The sequence below is a fragment of the Nostoc sp. MS1 genome (assembly GCF_019976755.1).
Classification (GTDB): domain Bacteria; phylum Cyanobacteriota; class Cyanobacteriia; order Cyanobacteriales; family Nostocaceae; genus Trichormus.
Genome location: NZ_AP023441.1, coordinates 4,571,799 through 4,586,417, shown reverse-complemented (window position 1 = coordinate 4,586,417; position 14,619 = coordinate 4,571,799). Strand labels below are relative to the sequence as shown.

At 40.3% G+C, this 14,619-nt stretch carries 14 protein-coding genes; 7 read left to right on the top strand and 7 right to left on the bottom strand.

What is annotated here, in order from left to right; translation table 11 throughout:
* Positions 1-144 precede the first annotated feature (144 nt).
* Positions 145-690, bottom strand: coding sequence for a photosystem II reaction center PsbP (gene psbP, locus NSMS1_RS19880; RefSeq protein WP_224086487.1), 546 nt, complete (start codon positions 688-690; stop codon positions 145-147).
* A gap of 42 nt (positions 691-732) precedes the next feature.
* Between psbP and NSMS1_RS19875 the strand changes: the two genes are divergently transcribed.
* The 5 genes from NSMS1_RS19875 to NSMS1_RS19855 all read left to right on the top strand — a co-directional run bounded on the left by NSMS1_RS19875 (position 733) and on the right by NSMS1_RS19855 (position 4,088).
* Entirely contained in the window at positions 733-888 is a 156-nt protein-coding gene (locus NSMS1_RS19875) for a hypothetical protein (RefSeq protein WP_224086486.1), read from the top strand.
* The gene (locus NSMS1_RS19870; RefSeq protein WP_224086485.1) at positions 875-1,498 is read left to right on the top strand and encodes a hypothetical protein; all 624 of its coding nucleotides are present in this window, start codon (positions 875-877) and stop codon (positions 1,496-1,498) included. Before NSMS1_RS19875 ends, NSMS1_RS19870 begins: the two co-directional genes overlap by 14 nt.
* Positions 1,499-1,625: 127 nt before the next feature.
* The gene (locus NSMS1_RS19865) at positions 1,626-2,390 is read left to right on the top strand and encodes a DUF2278 family protein (RefSeq protein WP_224086484.1); all 765 of its coding nucleotides are present in this window, start codon (positions 1,626-1,628) and stop codon (positions 2,388-2,390) included.
* Positions 2,391-2,474: 84 nt separating this feature from the next.
* Positions 2,475-3,815 carry a transposase gene (locus NSMS1_RS19860; protein WP_224086359.1) on the top strand — a complete coding sequence of 447 codons (1,341 nt, stop codon included), beginning with the start codon at positions 2,475-2,477 and terminating at the stop codon, positions 3,813-3,815.
* Positions 3,816-3,866: 51 nt separating this feature from the next.
* Positions 3,867-4,088, top strand: a complete 222-nt coding sequence (locus NSMS1_RS19855; RefSeq protein WP_224086483.1) for a hypothetical protein — start codon at positions 3,867-3,869, stop codon at positions 4,086-4,088.
* A gap of 71 nt (positions 4,089-4,159) precedes the next feature.
* On the opposite strand, the gene NSMS1_RS19850 is transcribed toward NSMS1_RS19855, so the two are convergent.
* Both NSMS1_RS19850 and NSMS1_RS19845 read right to left on the bottom strand, forming a co-directional pair.
* Positions 4,160-5,374: a HetZ-related protein gene (locus NSMS1_RS19850; RefSeq protein WP_224086482.1), complete on the bottom strand. Its 1,215-nt coding sequence runs from the start codon at positions 5,372-5,374 to the stop codon at positions 4,160-4,162.
* A gap of 445 nt (positions 5,375-5,819) precedes the next feature.
* Complete coding sequence (locus NSMS1_RS19845; protein ID WP_224086481.1) at positions 5,820-6,479, bottom strand: L-threonylcarbamoyladenylate synthase; 660 nt, start codon at positions 6,477-6,479, stop codon at positions 5,820-5,822.
* Positions 6,480-6,815: 336 nt separating this feature from the next.
* Here NSMS1_RS19845 and larC point away from each other — a divergent pair, with 336 nt between their 5' ends.
* Complete coding sequence (gene larC / locus NSMS1_RS19840; RefSeq protein ID WP_224095289.1) at positions 6,816-8,105, top strand: nickel pincer cofactor biosynthesis protein LarC; 1,290 nt, start codon at positions 6,816-6,818, stop codon at positions 8,103-8,105.
* Between the two features lie 108 nt (positions 8,106-8,213).
* Here the strand turns inward: larC and NSMS1_RS19835 are convergent, their stop codons facing one another.
* Positions 8,214-8,756 carry a hypothetical protein gene (locus tag NSMS1_RS19835; protein WP_224086480.1) on the bottom strand — a complete coding sequence of 181 codons (543 nt, stop codon included), beginning with the start codon at positions 8,754-8,756 and terminating at the stop codon, positions 8,214-8,216.
* Between the two features lie 56 nt (positions 8,757-8,812).
* Positions 8,813-9,385 carry a DUF6658 family protein gene (locus tag NSMS1_RS19830; protein WP_224086479.1) on the bottom strand — a complete coding sequence of 191 codons (573 nt, stop codon included), beginning with the start codon at positions 9,383-9,385 and terminating at the stop codon, positions 8,813-8,815.
* A 508-nt stretch (positions 9,386-9,893) separates the two neighbouring features.
* On the opposite strand from NSMS1_RS19830, the gene NSMS1_RS19825 reads away from it, so the two are divergent.
* Positions 9,894-10,817, top strand: a complete 924-nt coding sequence (locus NSMS1_RS19825) for a YbhN family protein (protein ID WP_224086478.1) — start codon at positions 9,894-9,896, stop codon at positions 10,815-10,817.
* A 77-nt stretch (positions 10,818-10,894) separates the two neighbouring features.
* Here NSMS1_RS19825 and NSMS1_RS19820 read toward each other — a convergent pair whose 3' ends face one another.
* Together NSMS1_RS19820 and NSMS1_RS19815 are read right to left on the bottom strand one after the other, a co-directional pair.
* On the bottom strand, positions 10,895-12,217 hold the full coding sequence (locus tag NSMS1_RS19820) for a hypothetical protein (RefSeq protein ID WP_224086477.1): 1,323 nt from the start codon (positions 12,215-12,217) through the stop codon (positions 10,895-10,897).
* A 347-nt stretch (positions 12,218-12,564) separates the two neighbouring features.
* Entirely contained in the window at positions 12,565-14,478 is a 1,914-nt protein-coding gene (locus NSMS1_RS19815) for a GTPase family protein (RefSeq protein WP_224086476.1), read from the bottom strand.
* Positions 14,479-14,619: the final 141 nt, after the last annotated feature.

Here is a 14,619-nt window from a genome sequence, read left to right as displayed (position 1 = left end):
TAGCTGAAACCCACCACTCACAAGCATCACCAAATCTTCTCTACGTTCTCTACAAGACGCTTACGCGAACGCGGAACGTGTCAAATGATTTAGTGTTGGCTCAAACCCTCTTTAATTACGAATTACGAATTACGAATTATTTGGTCAATATACGGTAAAAGAATTTACAACTTCTTCCATCGCCCGTTTAACTTTACCCCAACGTTTTTCAGGAATGGAAGCGTTAAAGGTGAAAACCTTACCACGACTAACAGCTACACTAGCAATGTTATGACGTTCTTTCTGATTGGGAAGTTTTACTAAATACTCAAGCTTGTAGTAAGTTTTACCTTCTGTTTCTTTTTCGGAGGCGTTAACTAGTTCAGCCTTACGACCAGAATCTGGAGGTGCTAAGGCTGCTTTTCCTAGTTTATAACCTACCTCTGTGGGCGTACCCAATTCCTTTAAAGTTTTGTTGTCTGGAACTGGACTAATTACTACAGAGACATTTTCAGAAATTTCGATTAAATCGTGAAATACCACATCGGGACCGTTAGCAACTTTTACTTGCAACCAGCCATTAGGGTATAAAAACTCATAGCCATCAGCAGTATCTACAAAGCTTTTGAATCCAGCCGCCTGGGCTACATTAGGATTACTGAGGCTAAAACTCAACACCAACAGCAACATGAATAAAATCTTTTTCCACATCTTTACAGATTCCTTTAGGCTGGAAGCAATATTTAAGTAAGCATGATTTCTCATTTTCATTGTCCCATCAACTGGAACGCATGGCTAGAAAAGGAGAGGGGGATGGGGGAGATAAGGGAGAAATTATTAACTCAGCACTCAGCACGCGCTAAACGCGCCGCTACCGCTAACAGCACTTTAAATTATGCTTATAAGTAACGAATTACGTTGGTTTTATCCTGGTAGGATACCGGATGGTATCAAAGTTTGGTTTGATGAGTATTGTTTAATTGACCACGAGCAATTACCACAACAAAGAGAAGATGTGTATCTCTACATTCCAGGATCTGATTTTTTGGGAATCAAGCTTCGAGAAGGTAGTTTGGAAATTAAATGGCGAACAGCAGAACTGGGGATAGTCAGTTTTGGGGAATTTGTAAGCGGAAAAGCTGAAAAATGGACTAAGTGGTCTTGTAATGATGCCACAGGAGAAGCTTTTCAACCAGCAATAGTGTTAGGCACAACTTCTTGGGTAAGAGTACAGAAAGTACGGTATTTGCAGCTTTATCAAGTTTTTACTGATTTCTCAGTACAACCTACTAATGAAGAGTGTATTGATAATGGTTGCAGTTTGGAAGTTACCCAATTGCATATTCAAAATGAGCCTTGGTGGAGTCTAGCTTTAGAAGCCAATGGTGAGGATGACAGAGTAATGGCAAATCTGCAAGCGACAGCCAACACAGTATTCAATATTTATGAAAAATTAAAGTTACTTGCTACAGATTCTTATGCGTATCCCCATTGGCTAGGGCTATGTATTACTAATTGACGAATTTCAAATATCATCCTACAGGATACTAGCAAATTCAAGCTATATAGCTATATATAGTAATTATCTAACTTAACCAGCAATTAACCTGTTGTCGCGTTTCATACTCAGAAAACTAGGAGAGAAAATGCCCTTAAAGAATTACGGTGTATTGAAAAGCCGTGCGCTAAATCGTAAGTTGGGTGAAGGCTCTAGTCCTCATTACCAAGTACTTGTAACCGACAACAAGCAAAAGCACCGAATTGCTATCAATGTTAAGTCGCAGCAAAGCCCTTCAGAATTGCTGTATCTTGTGGATGAAAATTTCTCCCATCCCATGACTAAAGAATTGCTAGAGTTAGATTTTGGCTTTTATGAGTTACCACGCCAGCCGGGGGGAATTGCTTTAGATTATATCCGGGGAAATTTGTTTGACCCTAAACAGATGAGGCCTTTGCCTTATAATGTGCCTGGGCCTGACAACGATTTGAATGAATTACTAGAATTATATATTGCCAGAGCGATCGCCTCCACCGATGCAGTCCTCTATTCTTTTGGGGAACGATGGGGGCCAGAAATTGATGTTAAAGACAAATATTTTGGATTTCTCCCAGGTAATGGTATTCACGACATCCACATGAACCAGGGTAACGCCGCCCAATTTCAAAGGGATAATGGCATTTGGCAAGATGGTGGACTACTTATTTACTACCCAACCAGAAATCAATGGGTAGGTATATTCCTAGCATTCCAATCTCAAGCATTCCACACAGACGATGTTACAGGCAACAGAATAGATGACACAGATATCATCACATCAGTTGTTACCACTGGGGCAGTTCAGATTGTGGCGGCATTAGTGAATCCGCCAGGAGAATATGTAAATAAAGAGACAGTTAGTTCAATACCTTAGCCAAAATAAGAGGGTGAAGAGAGAGGGCTGATGTAGTAGAGTTATTGTCTTCCCAAACGACAACTCAAAAGCCACAATCAACCCATGCCCGATATCTTATCACTCCTGCAATGCCTCCTGCCGCAGATAAACGCTACGACGATGCGGCAATTGAACCAGATAATCCTGGCCATGTTAGCAATGAGTGGCCGAGTGACGATGTTGGGAATTTCTCGTTGGACAGGTAGTGGTGGCAGTTATCGAACGATGTTGAGATTCTTTCATACGGTAATACCTTGGGCGACATTGTTTTGGTTATTCTTTCACAAGCATTTATTTCGTCCGAATGAGATATATTTGCTAGCGGGAGATGAAGTTGTGATAAGTAAATCAGGAAAACAAACTTATGGACTGGATAGATTTTTTTCTAGCCTGGCTGGTAAACCCATATCAGGGCTATCTTTTTTTACATTATCATTAGTCAGTGTTGAGCAAAGGCACTCGTTTCCGATTCAGATAGAACAGGTGATAAAGAGCGATATAGAAAAAAGTAGCTCGTCACCAACCAAAGAAATAAAACCGCAAGAAAAACGTGGGCGTGGGCGACCAAAGGGAAGTAAAAACAAGAATAAAACCCAGGTAGTTCTCACATCTGAATTACTCAGAATTCAGAAGATGATTAAGTCGCTATTTAAGTTATTAGCTAAATTTATTCCCCTTACTTACTTAGTATTGGATGGACACTTTGGGAATAATAATGCCTTGCAGATGGCTCGTCAAGTTAACTTGCATATAATTTCTAAGCTTCGCTCTGATTCAGCATTATATATACCTTATCAACACCCTGACCCCAATAGTCGCTCTCGTCGTAAATACGGAGACAAAATTGACTACAACAACATACCTAAGAAGTATTTATGTCAAAGTACCGTTGATGATGATATCCAAACTGACGTTTATCAAGTTACATTACTTCACAAAGAATTTGCCCAATCTCTAAATGTAGTTATTCTCGTCAAAACCAATCTTAAAACTCATGCTCGTAGTCATGTAATTCTATTTTCTAGTGATCTAAAATTGTCATCTGAAAAAATAATTGACTACTACAAGCTACGCTTTCAGATCGAATTCAATTTTCGAGATGCCAAGCAATTTTGGGGATTGGAAGATTTTATGAACTTAAGTCAAACTGCTGTAACTAATGCTGCTAATCTAGCATTCTTTATGGTCAACTTATCCCATCATCTTCTCGCGGATTTTCGTCTCCTTAATCCCGACTCCGGCATCCTTGACCTTAAGGCTCACTATCGTGGTTTTCGATATGTCCGTGAAATTTTAAAAATGCTTCCCGAAATACCTGAGCCTATTTTATTAACTCAGATTTTTGCCAAACTTACTTCTTTGGGACGTATTCATAACGTTTCTACAGGCGTTGAACCCTCGTAAATTGGCTAAGGTATTGTTAGTTTAATTAATATTTCACAGCAAACAGTAGATTTGAATGGTTGGTTCCTAGCAGATAGAGCCAAGCGTAAACAACCTTTAGAGGGTGCAATTAATCCAGGCGAAGTCCTCAGAGTAACTATTGATAGCGATAGTATCCAACTAGACAACAATGGTGGTATTATTACCCTCCTAGATGACAAAGGCATCAAGATTCATGGTGTCTCCTACACCAGAAAACAGGCACAGAAGCAAGGTTGGACAATTGTGTTTTAAATTATGGGGGAGTGAGGGGACAAGGGAGGCCAGGAAGAGGTTCAAAAACCATAATTTTGAATTTTGAATTGTCAGCCTGTTTGCATTTCATTATTGCCATTGCGGATAGCCCAAGCTATATCTAATAGTTCAGTCCAGCGTTTTTGTAATTGCTTGGGTGTGCATTTTAAGGTTTTAGCGATCGCCTGATCATTTTGTCCCTCAAGCTTTAATTTTAGAAGTTGTTGCTGTTGGGGAGAAATTGTACTCATCAACGTTTCCCACTGCTGGGCGGATAAGCCTAATTTCTGTTCTAAACCTGCACCTAACCATTGATGGACTAATTGCCATTGGTGCTGTTTAGCGAACTTCTGTACATGATATTTAAAACGCTGTTGCAGGTAGTCGCGCTGACGGCTGGTGAGTCCAAGAATTTGGTCGATTTCTGGTGCGGAAAGGTCTTGCAGCTTGAGGGTAAGATAGTCGATGCAGTCGGATTGTCCTTGGGATTCGAGATATTTAACTAATTCGGCAATGATGCGATCGCGCTCTGATTCTTCTGAGGGATCAAAATTAGCTTGAGCAGTCATCTGCGATCGGATTTGTTGTACCGCCGAGTTACGCTGGTAAGATTCTGCTTCCTCACTTTTGGCAGATTCTACTGCCATTTCAATATCTACAGTTGTCTCTTGAGGCTGACGACGGGCAAAACCTTGAGCGCGTAATATAATTAATTGTTGATTATTTCCCCCAGGTAAATTAATCCGCCGCTTGGCATATTGTTCAGTAAACGCCATATACTCTGCTAGTTGTAACTGAGTGCGTGGCGTATAATCTTCAGGCAGTTCATTTTCTCGCCGGAAAGCTTTAATAGCCTCAATATAAAACGCTTGTAAAAAATCTTCAATTAAACTGTAACGACCGTCAAAACCCAAATCTGAACCTGCTATTGTTACATGACGGTAAACCATAGCGCCCAAACTACTATGTAACTCTACCCTTCCGCGCCTGGAACCTAATTGATAGTAATGTAGGCACTTTTGCAGACGATGACGACATAGATTCAATTGCCAAGAGTGAACCTCCCCAGATGTTTGAATGCGAGAACTTTTATCGCATATACGATTTACTTCTTTAGCAATACGAAGAGCTACAGCTTGTATACAATTGGGCGATGCTTTGACTTGAGCCTGCATTTCTTGAAATAAAAATTGCATTACTGCATCTGTAGCTGGTAATTCCGCAGCAACAACATTGCTAGCAAAAGCAGATGTAGAGGTTGGTAGATTTGCAAGGTTTACTTTCATGTATTTTCCTGGGTTTGGTCTTGCACCTTAAATACAATGCACAAACAGCACTTGCAACCAGGCTTCACAGGAGAATAAACCATTCATCCACAAGGCCTAATACAAGCACTGCTTATATATAAGACTGTACGCAATCAAAAAAAGTTACAGATAAGCTATTGTGTCGCTTTTTCTATCCGCAACCAAATCGAGGTTAACACACACCTATTAGCTTTGCCTGCCAAAATGCTAAAAAGCTTAATGTGTTAAGCAATACAGGCGTTTCGTCAAATCCACTCACGCTACACTTACGTATGACGCTGATGAAAGTGGAGCTTTTTTGCAGTCATCTTGCGAAACCGATAAGGAAGGATGTGAAGCATATACCATTTTGGATTTTAGATTTTAGATTTTGGATTGAAAATTTATTAATACATCTAGCTTCTATCAATCCATCTGCTTCTTATTATACCCAAGCTGTAACTGCTTCCCAGCCTAACCCCCGCCTAGTAATCATTGGTTCATCTCCCGTTAAATCTACAATTGTAGACACCTCATAAGTTGGTTCCTGTTCCGTGTCTACAATCACATCGACTAATTTATCCACGCGGTCAAACAATTCAGCCCTTGAGGTTATGGATTCAGAAATGATTCCGACTTTGCCATTATCTGCTTCATCTGGTGGCAGGTGGGCAGAAGTCGAAATAATCGGATTTCCCAGAGCTTCTAGTAGCGCCAAACATACGGTATGATTTGGTACGCGAATACCAGTAGTTTTACGTTTAGGACTTTGGACTAATCTCGGCACTAACTTAGTCGCCGGTAGCAAGAACGTGTAAGTTCCTGGTATTAGCCGCTTCATGATCCTGTAAGCCGTATCACTGACAAAGGCATAAGTAGCTACATTTGACAGTGAAGGGCATAAAAACGTCAGTGGTTTATCATTGGCTAACTGCTTGATATGTCGCACTTTCTCCACCGCAGACTTGACATTTAGATCACAACCGATCGCATAAACTGTATCAGTCGGATAAAGCATCACCGCGCCACTAGCAAGCGCTGACCTTATTTCTTCTATTCTGCGAGTCTGGGGATTATCAGGATGGACAGGGATAATTTTTGCCATAGAAGTTTGGGTTACGGAATGTTGGGGAGTGGGGAGTAGGGAGTAGGGAGTGGGGAGTGAGGAATGCTGAGTAAAATTTTCTCCCTCATCCCCCAGTTGGTGAATCTCATCTCCCCTAACTCTCTACCTCTTATCTATCGAGTTTATGTACAATTAAGCGTTGCATATATTTACATACAGAAGCAATTGCTTAAACTGTAGATACATATTTTTACTGGTAAGTCACATAATTCGTAGTTAATAATACGAATGCGTAATACTTACTTAGCAGTGTTAATGATGAATTACGTAGACTTGCGCCTACCCGCAGAGTATCCCAATTACGAATTACGAATTATGAACAAAATTGTCTACCTTCAATGTCCGACGGGTATTTCGGGTGATATGTGCCTGGGAGCCTTAGTTAGTCTTGGTGTGCCTGTGGATTACCTAACAGAGAAACTTAATAATTTAGGGATTGCCAAGGAATATAAGTTAAGTGCAGAGTTGGTACAACGGAACGCTCAAGAAGCTACTAAAGTTCATGTGGATTTATTAGACCATCATCATCATGATCATCATGAACACCATCATCACCACGGGCGACACTTGCCAGAAATTGAGCAGATGATTTTGCAAGCTAGTTTACCGCCAAGGGCTGAGGCTTGGAGTTTGGCTGTATTCAGGCAATTAGCTGTAGCTGAAGGGGCTGTGCATGGGATTGCTCCTGAAAAGGTTCATTTTCATGAAGTGGGTGCGGTGGATGCGATTGTAGACATCGTTGGCACTTGTTTAGGCTTGGATTGGCTGGGAATTGATAGTGATGATGCTGGATTTCCTTTGCTATATTGCTCGGCTTTTCCTACTGGTGGGGGAACTGTACGCGCTGCCCACGGACAAATGGCAGTGCCAGTACCAGCTGTTTTAAAATTGTGGGAAATGCGGGGTTGTCCAGTTTATAGCAACGGTATAGATAGGGAATTGGTGACACCCACAGGAGCGGCGATCGCCACTACCTTAGCCAGAGATTTTGGCAGCCCACCACCCATAACAATTAACAAGGTAGGATTGGGTGCTGGTACTATTAATCTACCTATACCTAATATACTACGCCTCTGGCTGGGTGAAAGTGCGGCTACAAGGCTTAATGTTACGGATTCTGCGGCAAATCATCAAAATTTAGAGACAATCTCTGTACTAGAAACGCAAATTGATGATTTAAATCCGCAGGCGATCGGTTATGTTTTTGAGGCATTGTTTGCTGTGGGTGCGTTGGATGTCTTCACCCAGCCTATAGGCATGAAAAAATCCCGTCCTGGGATTCTCCTCACTGTTATTTGCCATCCAGAAAGGCTATCTGATTGCGAAGCTGTGTTATTCCGCGAAACTACAACCTTGGGAATCCGCCGCACTACTCAGCAACGCACCACCCTACAACGAGAATTTCAACAAGTAGAAACAAAATACGGCACAGTGCGAATTAAAGTAGCATGGCTAGGACAATCAACAGAAAAAGTTATTGCCAACGCGCAGCCAGAATACGAAGATTGTGCAGAATTAGCCCGTAAACACAAAATTCCCTGGCGGGAAGTTCAGCAATTGGCATTGCAGCGTTGGCATGAACATAATTCGTCAGGGATTCCCTAAAAATAAATTCTCCCGTGGGATGGGCAAGATGCCCGTCCTAGTTTACATTTATAGGGCAGGCAAGATGCCTACCCTACAGGAATTATCTATTAATTCAGCAATGCTAGATTACTTATTAGGGTATGCGTTTTGAGTGGTTTCTCTACCTTTTCTAGCCAAGTCATCACCTGCATTGCTGGCATTGTCTTTGATATTGTCAATACCACGTTGAGTTCCTTTGACAACACCTTTTGTTAGTTCTTCTGTAGAACTACCAATGTCTTCGCCTAAGTTTTTGACTCTCTCTGGCAAAGGTGTACCTTGGCGGTAATTGCGACTATATTGTTCTGTGCTGTCGATACCTTTTTCGTCAATATTTCTTTTAGAGTTGTCACGCAAAGCTTTAGCTCTGGTTTCGGCGGTTTTTTCGCCTGCTTCGCCTCTAGGATCTACATCGCTAAAGTTGTTCATTCCACCTCTAGGGGCATTGAGGGGATATTCTTTGGTGGGGTCGTTTCTTTGAATATATGCTGATTCAGCTTTTTGCTGTGGTGGTTGTGCAGCAGTTGCTCCTGAACAAGCTTGGGTGAACAATAGGATGAATCCTAATGCAAAGACTGAGACAATCTTCACAGGACGAAGATTTTTTAGCCAATTAATGACTTTTTTCATAATGCTACTCCTTGTTTTTTGTTACGCGATGAAACTTTTAATGAAGCTACAAAAACCTATCTACCAACAGCAGGATTCTTTTGTAATTCTGGTCTAGCGCTGGCTTCATCGGCTTTTTCAGGGATGAACTTAGAAGCTTCTTTAACGTTTTCTGTTACAGTCTCCAGACGCTCTTTAATCCGAGTTCCTACATTTGGTTCACGTTGAATCAAACCACCGGGTTCAGGCTTTTGGAAGTCTTCTTCTCTAATGATGGGAAGTTCGTTTTCTTTCTCGATTCTCCCGGCTGGGGTTTCTGCACCTGGGTAGAGGATTTCTGAATCTCTGTTACTATTCACAGCAATCAATACGTTTGAATTGCTGGGTAAGTTTGCTTGATCGCGGTTTTTTCTACTGCCAGGGTTAGTAATTTTGGGGTCGGTAGAAAACTGAGAATTAACGTATCCGTCTCCACCATTCTTATAAGGATTGTTAGCTCCACCAGCTTGTACGGCAGGGTTTTTTGGATTAGCTCCTTGAGCATTAGCCTGAGTACATGCGGTACTAACTATTAACAATAGACCAGCAAGAAATACAGTTAAAATCTGGCGCAGTCTTAGTCTTTTCCATACATTAATTAAATGGTTCACTAGTTCCTCCTTATTATTCATAAGAATTTCTTTCGCTGAATATTTTTGAGACAAGCGAAAGTTTTGTGTTCTTCTGGGGTGACTAATTATTCACCCAACAGTTTTTAATATTAAGGATTAAAAAAATGCTTTACATCTAGCGTAAGTCACATTAATTAGAGCTAGAATGTGTCATTGTTATCTAACTACAGAGAGAGAAACCTTAATATTGCTTAACGTTTTTTAGATGATGAAAATTCTTAATAAATTACTAAGTTAATTAAATATTAAGTGAATGTATATCTGTCCTAAGAAAGATAGTAAAATTTTGCAGTTACTGTATTTTAAATTAGCTTAAATACTAATAAATCTACTCAGTTCAAATAATGTGTAAAAATGGACATCTAATATTAATTTTTAGAGGAAAACATATATCTTTTCTCTGTATGGAAATTTTTGTAAAATTATGGTCTGTAGCTGATGTAGCATAAGATTTGAGATATTCAGCTTTGGGTGTGATAGCTGTTGAATGAAGATAAAATTGAAGCAAATTTTACGTTGGGTAATTTTAGGGATAACGCTAATTTTTTTAGCTAATGCTCTCAAGTCTAACTGGTTGGGAGTGACGGCTATCCGCATTGATAAAGTGGGATGGGCAATTTTAGCGATCGCCACAGGTGTAACTTTACTCGCGCATACTTGGGCGGGTTGGATTTGGACTTGGATTTTACGGGATCTCAATCAACCAATTCCAACTGCTGAATTTATTGTGGTGTATCTCAAAACTAATATTGCTAAGTATTTACCTGGAAATGTTTGGCATCACTATCGGCGGATTTTGGCGTTAAAAAATGCCAATGTTGCCACTGGTGCGGCTACTCTGAGTGTGCTGTTAGAAGCATTACTCTTGGCGGCTGCGGCTTTAATTACTGTTGTGGTATTTGGTAGAAGATTTGCTATTAATACGAATAGTTGGTCAGTACGCATATTACAATTACTCAGTTTGGTAATTATACTTGTCAGCATACATCCGCGATTTTTGAATCCAGTTATTAAATTTGTATATAAATTAAGGGCTAAAAAATCTGCTACTCAATCAGAAGCGGCTTTTAGTGTGGAACGCTATCCCCTACGACCATTATTAGGCGAGTTGGGATTTTTATTAATACGCGGGATAGGTTTTATTTTGACTCTGTTTGCTTTGATGCCTGTGAATATGAGCCAAGTTCCTTTATTATTAGGGACTTTTAGTTTTTCTTGGTTGTTAGGGTTTTTGGTTCCCGGTGCGCCTGGAGGTTTAGGTGTGTTTGAAGCAACAGCGATCGCTCTTTTGCAAAGTCGCTTTCCTTCGGCGGCTGTCATTAGTGCGATCGCCTTATATCGTCTAATTAGCATTATTGCGGAAACAGCCGGCGCTGGTTTAGCTGCGTTAGATGAAGGTCTAGCTAAATGATTATCTTGGCAATAATTGTTTATTACCAATTACCAATTACCAACCTCTACCAACGATACCAGTATTCAAGCAAAAATTTAATCTAGTTTATTTCTATCTGCTTTCACCTGAGAGAACACACGATAAGTATCTAAATTCATTTGTGAATTACTATCTGCTTCTGCCATTTTTAGTAAATTATATTCTACGTCTTCTGCATAAATGGCAAAGGTAATGTTATAAAACTCGATAAAATTAATTACCCATTGACATTCATCCTCTGATTTATCTTTATAAAAGTTGATTAAGTCAGCAATTCGACTTTCTAAATGGCTACGGGCGTTGTTACAAATATAGATAATCTTGAGGAGGAGAATTACTAAAGTTAAAGGATGCCCATGTGAAAGTAACAAAGTAAATAACTCTGAAGGCTCCTGGCGATTTTCTGTAGTGAGGAAATTAATTAATTGCTTACAAATCCTTAATAACAAATCTTTATTTAAGGTTAAATTATCCTTTTCGATTTTCCAAGATAAAAGTTTCTCGGTTAAGATTTTACCGAGCATTTCTGCGATCGCTTGATTGGTTACAGAAAAGAATAAATATGTTTTTACACTTTTTTTAAATTGCTTGATGGTTTGATCTTCAGTTTGTTTCAGGAATATATGCGCTACATTCTCATAACTGAATTGACCTTTTTTGACTACAATCATTTTAATGAGGCGCAGCACCTCATCGCCGAAAATGCTAGGATTTTTATAGCGTGTGGGACTGGAAGCAGCAGACTGAGAACGAGCAATATACATTGCTAACTCAAACTTATACTTGTCCTTCATTTGCTTGAACAGCTTATGTGCTGCTTCTTGTTGCTCCTTGGGTTTATCTGGATCTAAAGATTGAGCAACTAGTAGATAATTAGTATAGCGATCGCTCCAATGCTCTTTGCTTCTAGTAGTATTTGTATAAGTAAATTTTTTGAGTTCTTCGTAATCTTGGCTATGAACAAAATTCTCTAGCCATATTTGATACGTAATTAATTCTTGGGAATTATATCCTATATTATTTACAGGTAATTCCGTAAATAAATCTATTAACTCTTGAATATATTTATATTTTCTTCTTGTCGCCCAATTATTAATTAAAATATAGCAAGAACGTTTGAGAGTATAGTAAAACTCCTCTTGATTATTGAACTCTACAATTTTCTGGATGACTGGCACAGCACATAAATCGCCATGCTCCAGACATTTGATAAATAACTGTTTAAATTCTATTAAAGCCTCATCGGGAGGATATATGCTTACTAGCTGCATCAAAAAGCTGTAAAGGCTCTCTTGTACAGCTTGTAAACTTGACTCTGAAGACTTGCCTGTAAAAGTATCTTGATTTTCAATAATGCTAAGAAAACTATTTGTGGTCATGGAAATTATCAAGACCAGAGACTTGTTTTGACTGTACTGCTAGCTTACCCTCAATAAACCCCAGTATCAATCACTTTATTCAAAGCTATCTTAATTTTTTGACAGAGTTTTAGTAAATTTACGGTGTAGCTCATCAAGGGTTAAAGGTTTATCATTTAATCTTTAAGTATAATTACGGTAATTCAAACGTATATTACTAGAGAGTAACTCTGAAGTAGTGGCGTGGCAAGGCTAAAATATGGCAATAGATTTGGATAAAATTAACCGTCGATACACGCTGATAAATGTAACCTAATCTTTTATTCAAGCTCGTTATCATTACAGCGATCGCTAACTTTAGCCTATCCTTAAACTTGCTGTAAATAGTAGTCGAAACGCTGACGCAATTGCTCAACCGTCAAATTCTGCGTCCAGTATTCTACAATGGCGTGACCAAAAGCCCAAGCGTTGCGGTCTGGGGTAGTTGGGTTTTCTAACAGTAGCGGCCATAGAGATAATAAATCAAAGTTGACATTGTTGGAGTCTTCTGTTTTTAACAGTGAGAATAAATCGTAAGCCATTTGCAGTTTACCGATGACAATAGGTAACTTTTCTACCGGGATTTGTTCTGCTAACAGGTAAGCCAAGGTTGGGGAACCAGTGGAAATGGTAGAGATGAACTGAAGCACAGGACTTTTAAGTAATGCTGTCAGTCCTTGGGTTGTGGCCATTTGCAAGGTGTAGTGGTCGATAATTTTGGCGGCTGCTACGGTACGCGCTTCTAGGTTACGTAAGAAACGGGCAAGTCTTAGCTGTTTTGCTGGTGCGATCGCCTCTATTAATCCCAAGGATAAAGCCTCGATTCCCCAAGCAAGTCTACCCGTTTGGCGATCGCTGGTGACAACGGGCAGAACTAAATTACAAAAGTCTCCCAGCAAGTTCTCACGGTACTCTGTAGCTTCTCGGATGGCAATTTCCTTTGGTTTATTACCTTCTTGCCAATCATAAGGCGGTTGCCATTCACGGATGGGACGCAAACGGTCTACTTGAGTAACAACTGCGATCGCCGGAATGTCTGCAACTGTGGCTTTGATTTCTTGCAAAAAGTCCACATCCATTTGCAAAGCAGGGTCAAGTACAGGGGTGACTAGCAGTAATAAGTCGGCTTCTGTGGCGTATTTGAGGACTAAATCTCGTAAATCTCCTCGTTTAACTTGTTCATACCCTGGTGTATCCAGCAAATTTAAGGTTTCGCCATCTTGGGTTTGCCAGTGGTAATTTTGAATTTCTGCGGTGCTGGGTAACACATCCACTTCTGCCAGATGACTTTGGAAGATGGTGTTAATTAAACTGCTTTTTCCTGCCCCTGTTCTTCCTGCTAGTAAAATATTGACTGGCTTCTGTTCTACTTTTTCAACAGGTTTGGCTTGGGTGAGAATACTTTCTAGGGTTTGAGTTTTGGTTTTAGGTAAGGTTGGGGTGGAAACGGTGGCTGTGGGAATAGGTGGTGTAGTGCCACTGTAAAGTGCGATCGCCTGCCGACACAAGTTTTTTAAAGCCGCTTCCCGTAACAATTGCCCAAGATTCACCAATAATTGCTGATTGGCTTGACTACTCGTTCCCTTAGTAGCCCGGTTAGCCACCGCCGCCACAGGATTTAAAAACCACTGCGCCCAGTTCCAAGCACGTAATACTTTCCTTGCTGATGGTTCTAGCTTGCGGTAGACTTCATAAGCTTGGTATGCTTGCCCAATCGTCACCTGATTGAGTGCTGGTGATAACTTCTGCATCCATTGATCTAAGTCATCTACCGTTCCCCGAATCAATCCGTAAGCTTGGGGAACATAGATATTCAGTAGGGGATACTGCGCCTCCGGGTAATAGATGAGGGCAATCGCTCGCACTAAATCTTGACAACGTTGCCAAAATGTTGTCCAATCTTCCCAAATTGGGCGATCGCTTTGCGCGGCTGTCAGGACTTCTTGCAATGCAGTTTCTACTTGTTGTGTCGTCTCACTACTTATGCTTGGTGTGGTAGTCTGTGCGGCAGATTGCAGTTCTTCTTGAACATCTGCTAATGCAGCTTCTACTTGTTGAATGGCTGGTTTTGTCCACTTCACCAGCAACCAACGCCAAAGCACAAATATCAGAGTGAAGACACCCCAAATCCAATTGATTCCCCACTCATGAATCTGCATTCCTGCGGATACTAGCAAGAAAATCACGATTGAGGCGATCGGCATTGCCAATACCACCCACTGCCACACTTTTAAGCGCACCATTACCCCAGGCCTATTATAAAAAGTACAGAGGAAAGTTATCTTCCTATGTACTTTTATCTTAAAAGATTGATACCAATTCAAAATTTAAAATTAAAGAGTTTTGCCTCCTGCCTTTTGACTATGGACTGTTGACTAATGACT

What these genes read in the sequence shown, in the direction of transcription:
- psbP (WP_224086487.1), bottom strand. Translation starts at nt 690, where the DNA reads ATGTGGAAAAAGATTTTATTCATGTTGCTGTTGGTGTTGAGTTTTAGC.
- NSMS1_RS19875 (WP_224086486.1), top strand. Translation starts at nt 733, where the DNA reads ATGATTTCTCATTTTCATTGTCCCATCAACTGGAACGCATGGCTAGAA.
- NSMS1_RS19870 (WP_224086485.1), top strand. Translation starts at nt 875, where the DNA reads ATGCTTATAAGTAACGAATTACGTTGGTTTTATCCTGGTAGGATACCG.
- NSMS1_RS19865 (WP_224086484.1), top strand. Translation starts at nt 1,626, where the DNA reads ATGCCCTTAAAGAATTACGGTGTATTGAAAAGCCGTGCGCTAAATCGT.
- NSMS1_RS19860 (WP_224086359.1), top strand. Translation starts at nt 2,475, where the DNA reads ATGCCCGATATCTTATCACTCCTGCAATGCCTCCTGCCGCAGATAAAC.
- NSMS1_RS19850 (WP_224086482.1), bottom strand. Translation starts at nt 5,374, where the DNA reads ATGAAAGTAAACCTTGCAAATCTACCAACCTCTACATCTGCTTTTGCT.
- NSMS1_RS19845 (WP_224086481.1), bottom strand. Translation starts at nt 6,479, where the DNA reads ATGGCAAAAATTATCCCTGTCCATCCTGATAATCCCCAGACTCGCAGA.
- larC (WP_224095289.1), top strand. Translation starts at nt 6,816, where the DNA reads ATGAACAAAATTGTCTACCTTCAATGTCCGACGGGTATTTCGGGTGAT.
- NSMS1_RS19835 (WP_224086480.1), bottom strand. Translation starts at nt 8,756, where the DNA reads ATGAAAAAAGTCATTAATTGGCTAAAAAATCTTCGTCCTGTGAAGATT.
- NSMS1_RS19825 (WP_224086478.1), top strand. Translation starts at nt 9,894, where the DNA reads ATGAAGATAAAATTGAAGCAAATTTTACGTTGGGTAATTTTAGGGATA.
- NSMS1_RS19820 (WP_224086477.1), bottom strand. Translation starts at nt 12,217, where the DNA reads ATGACCACAAATAGTTTTCTTAGCATTATTGAAAATCAAGATACTTTT.
- NSMS1_RS19815 (WP_224086476.1), bottom strand. Translation starts at nt 14,478, where the DNA reads ATGGTGCGCTTAAAAGTGTGGCAGTGGGTGGTATTGGCAATGCCGATC.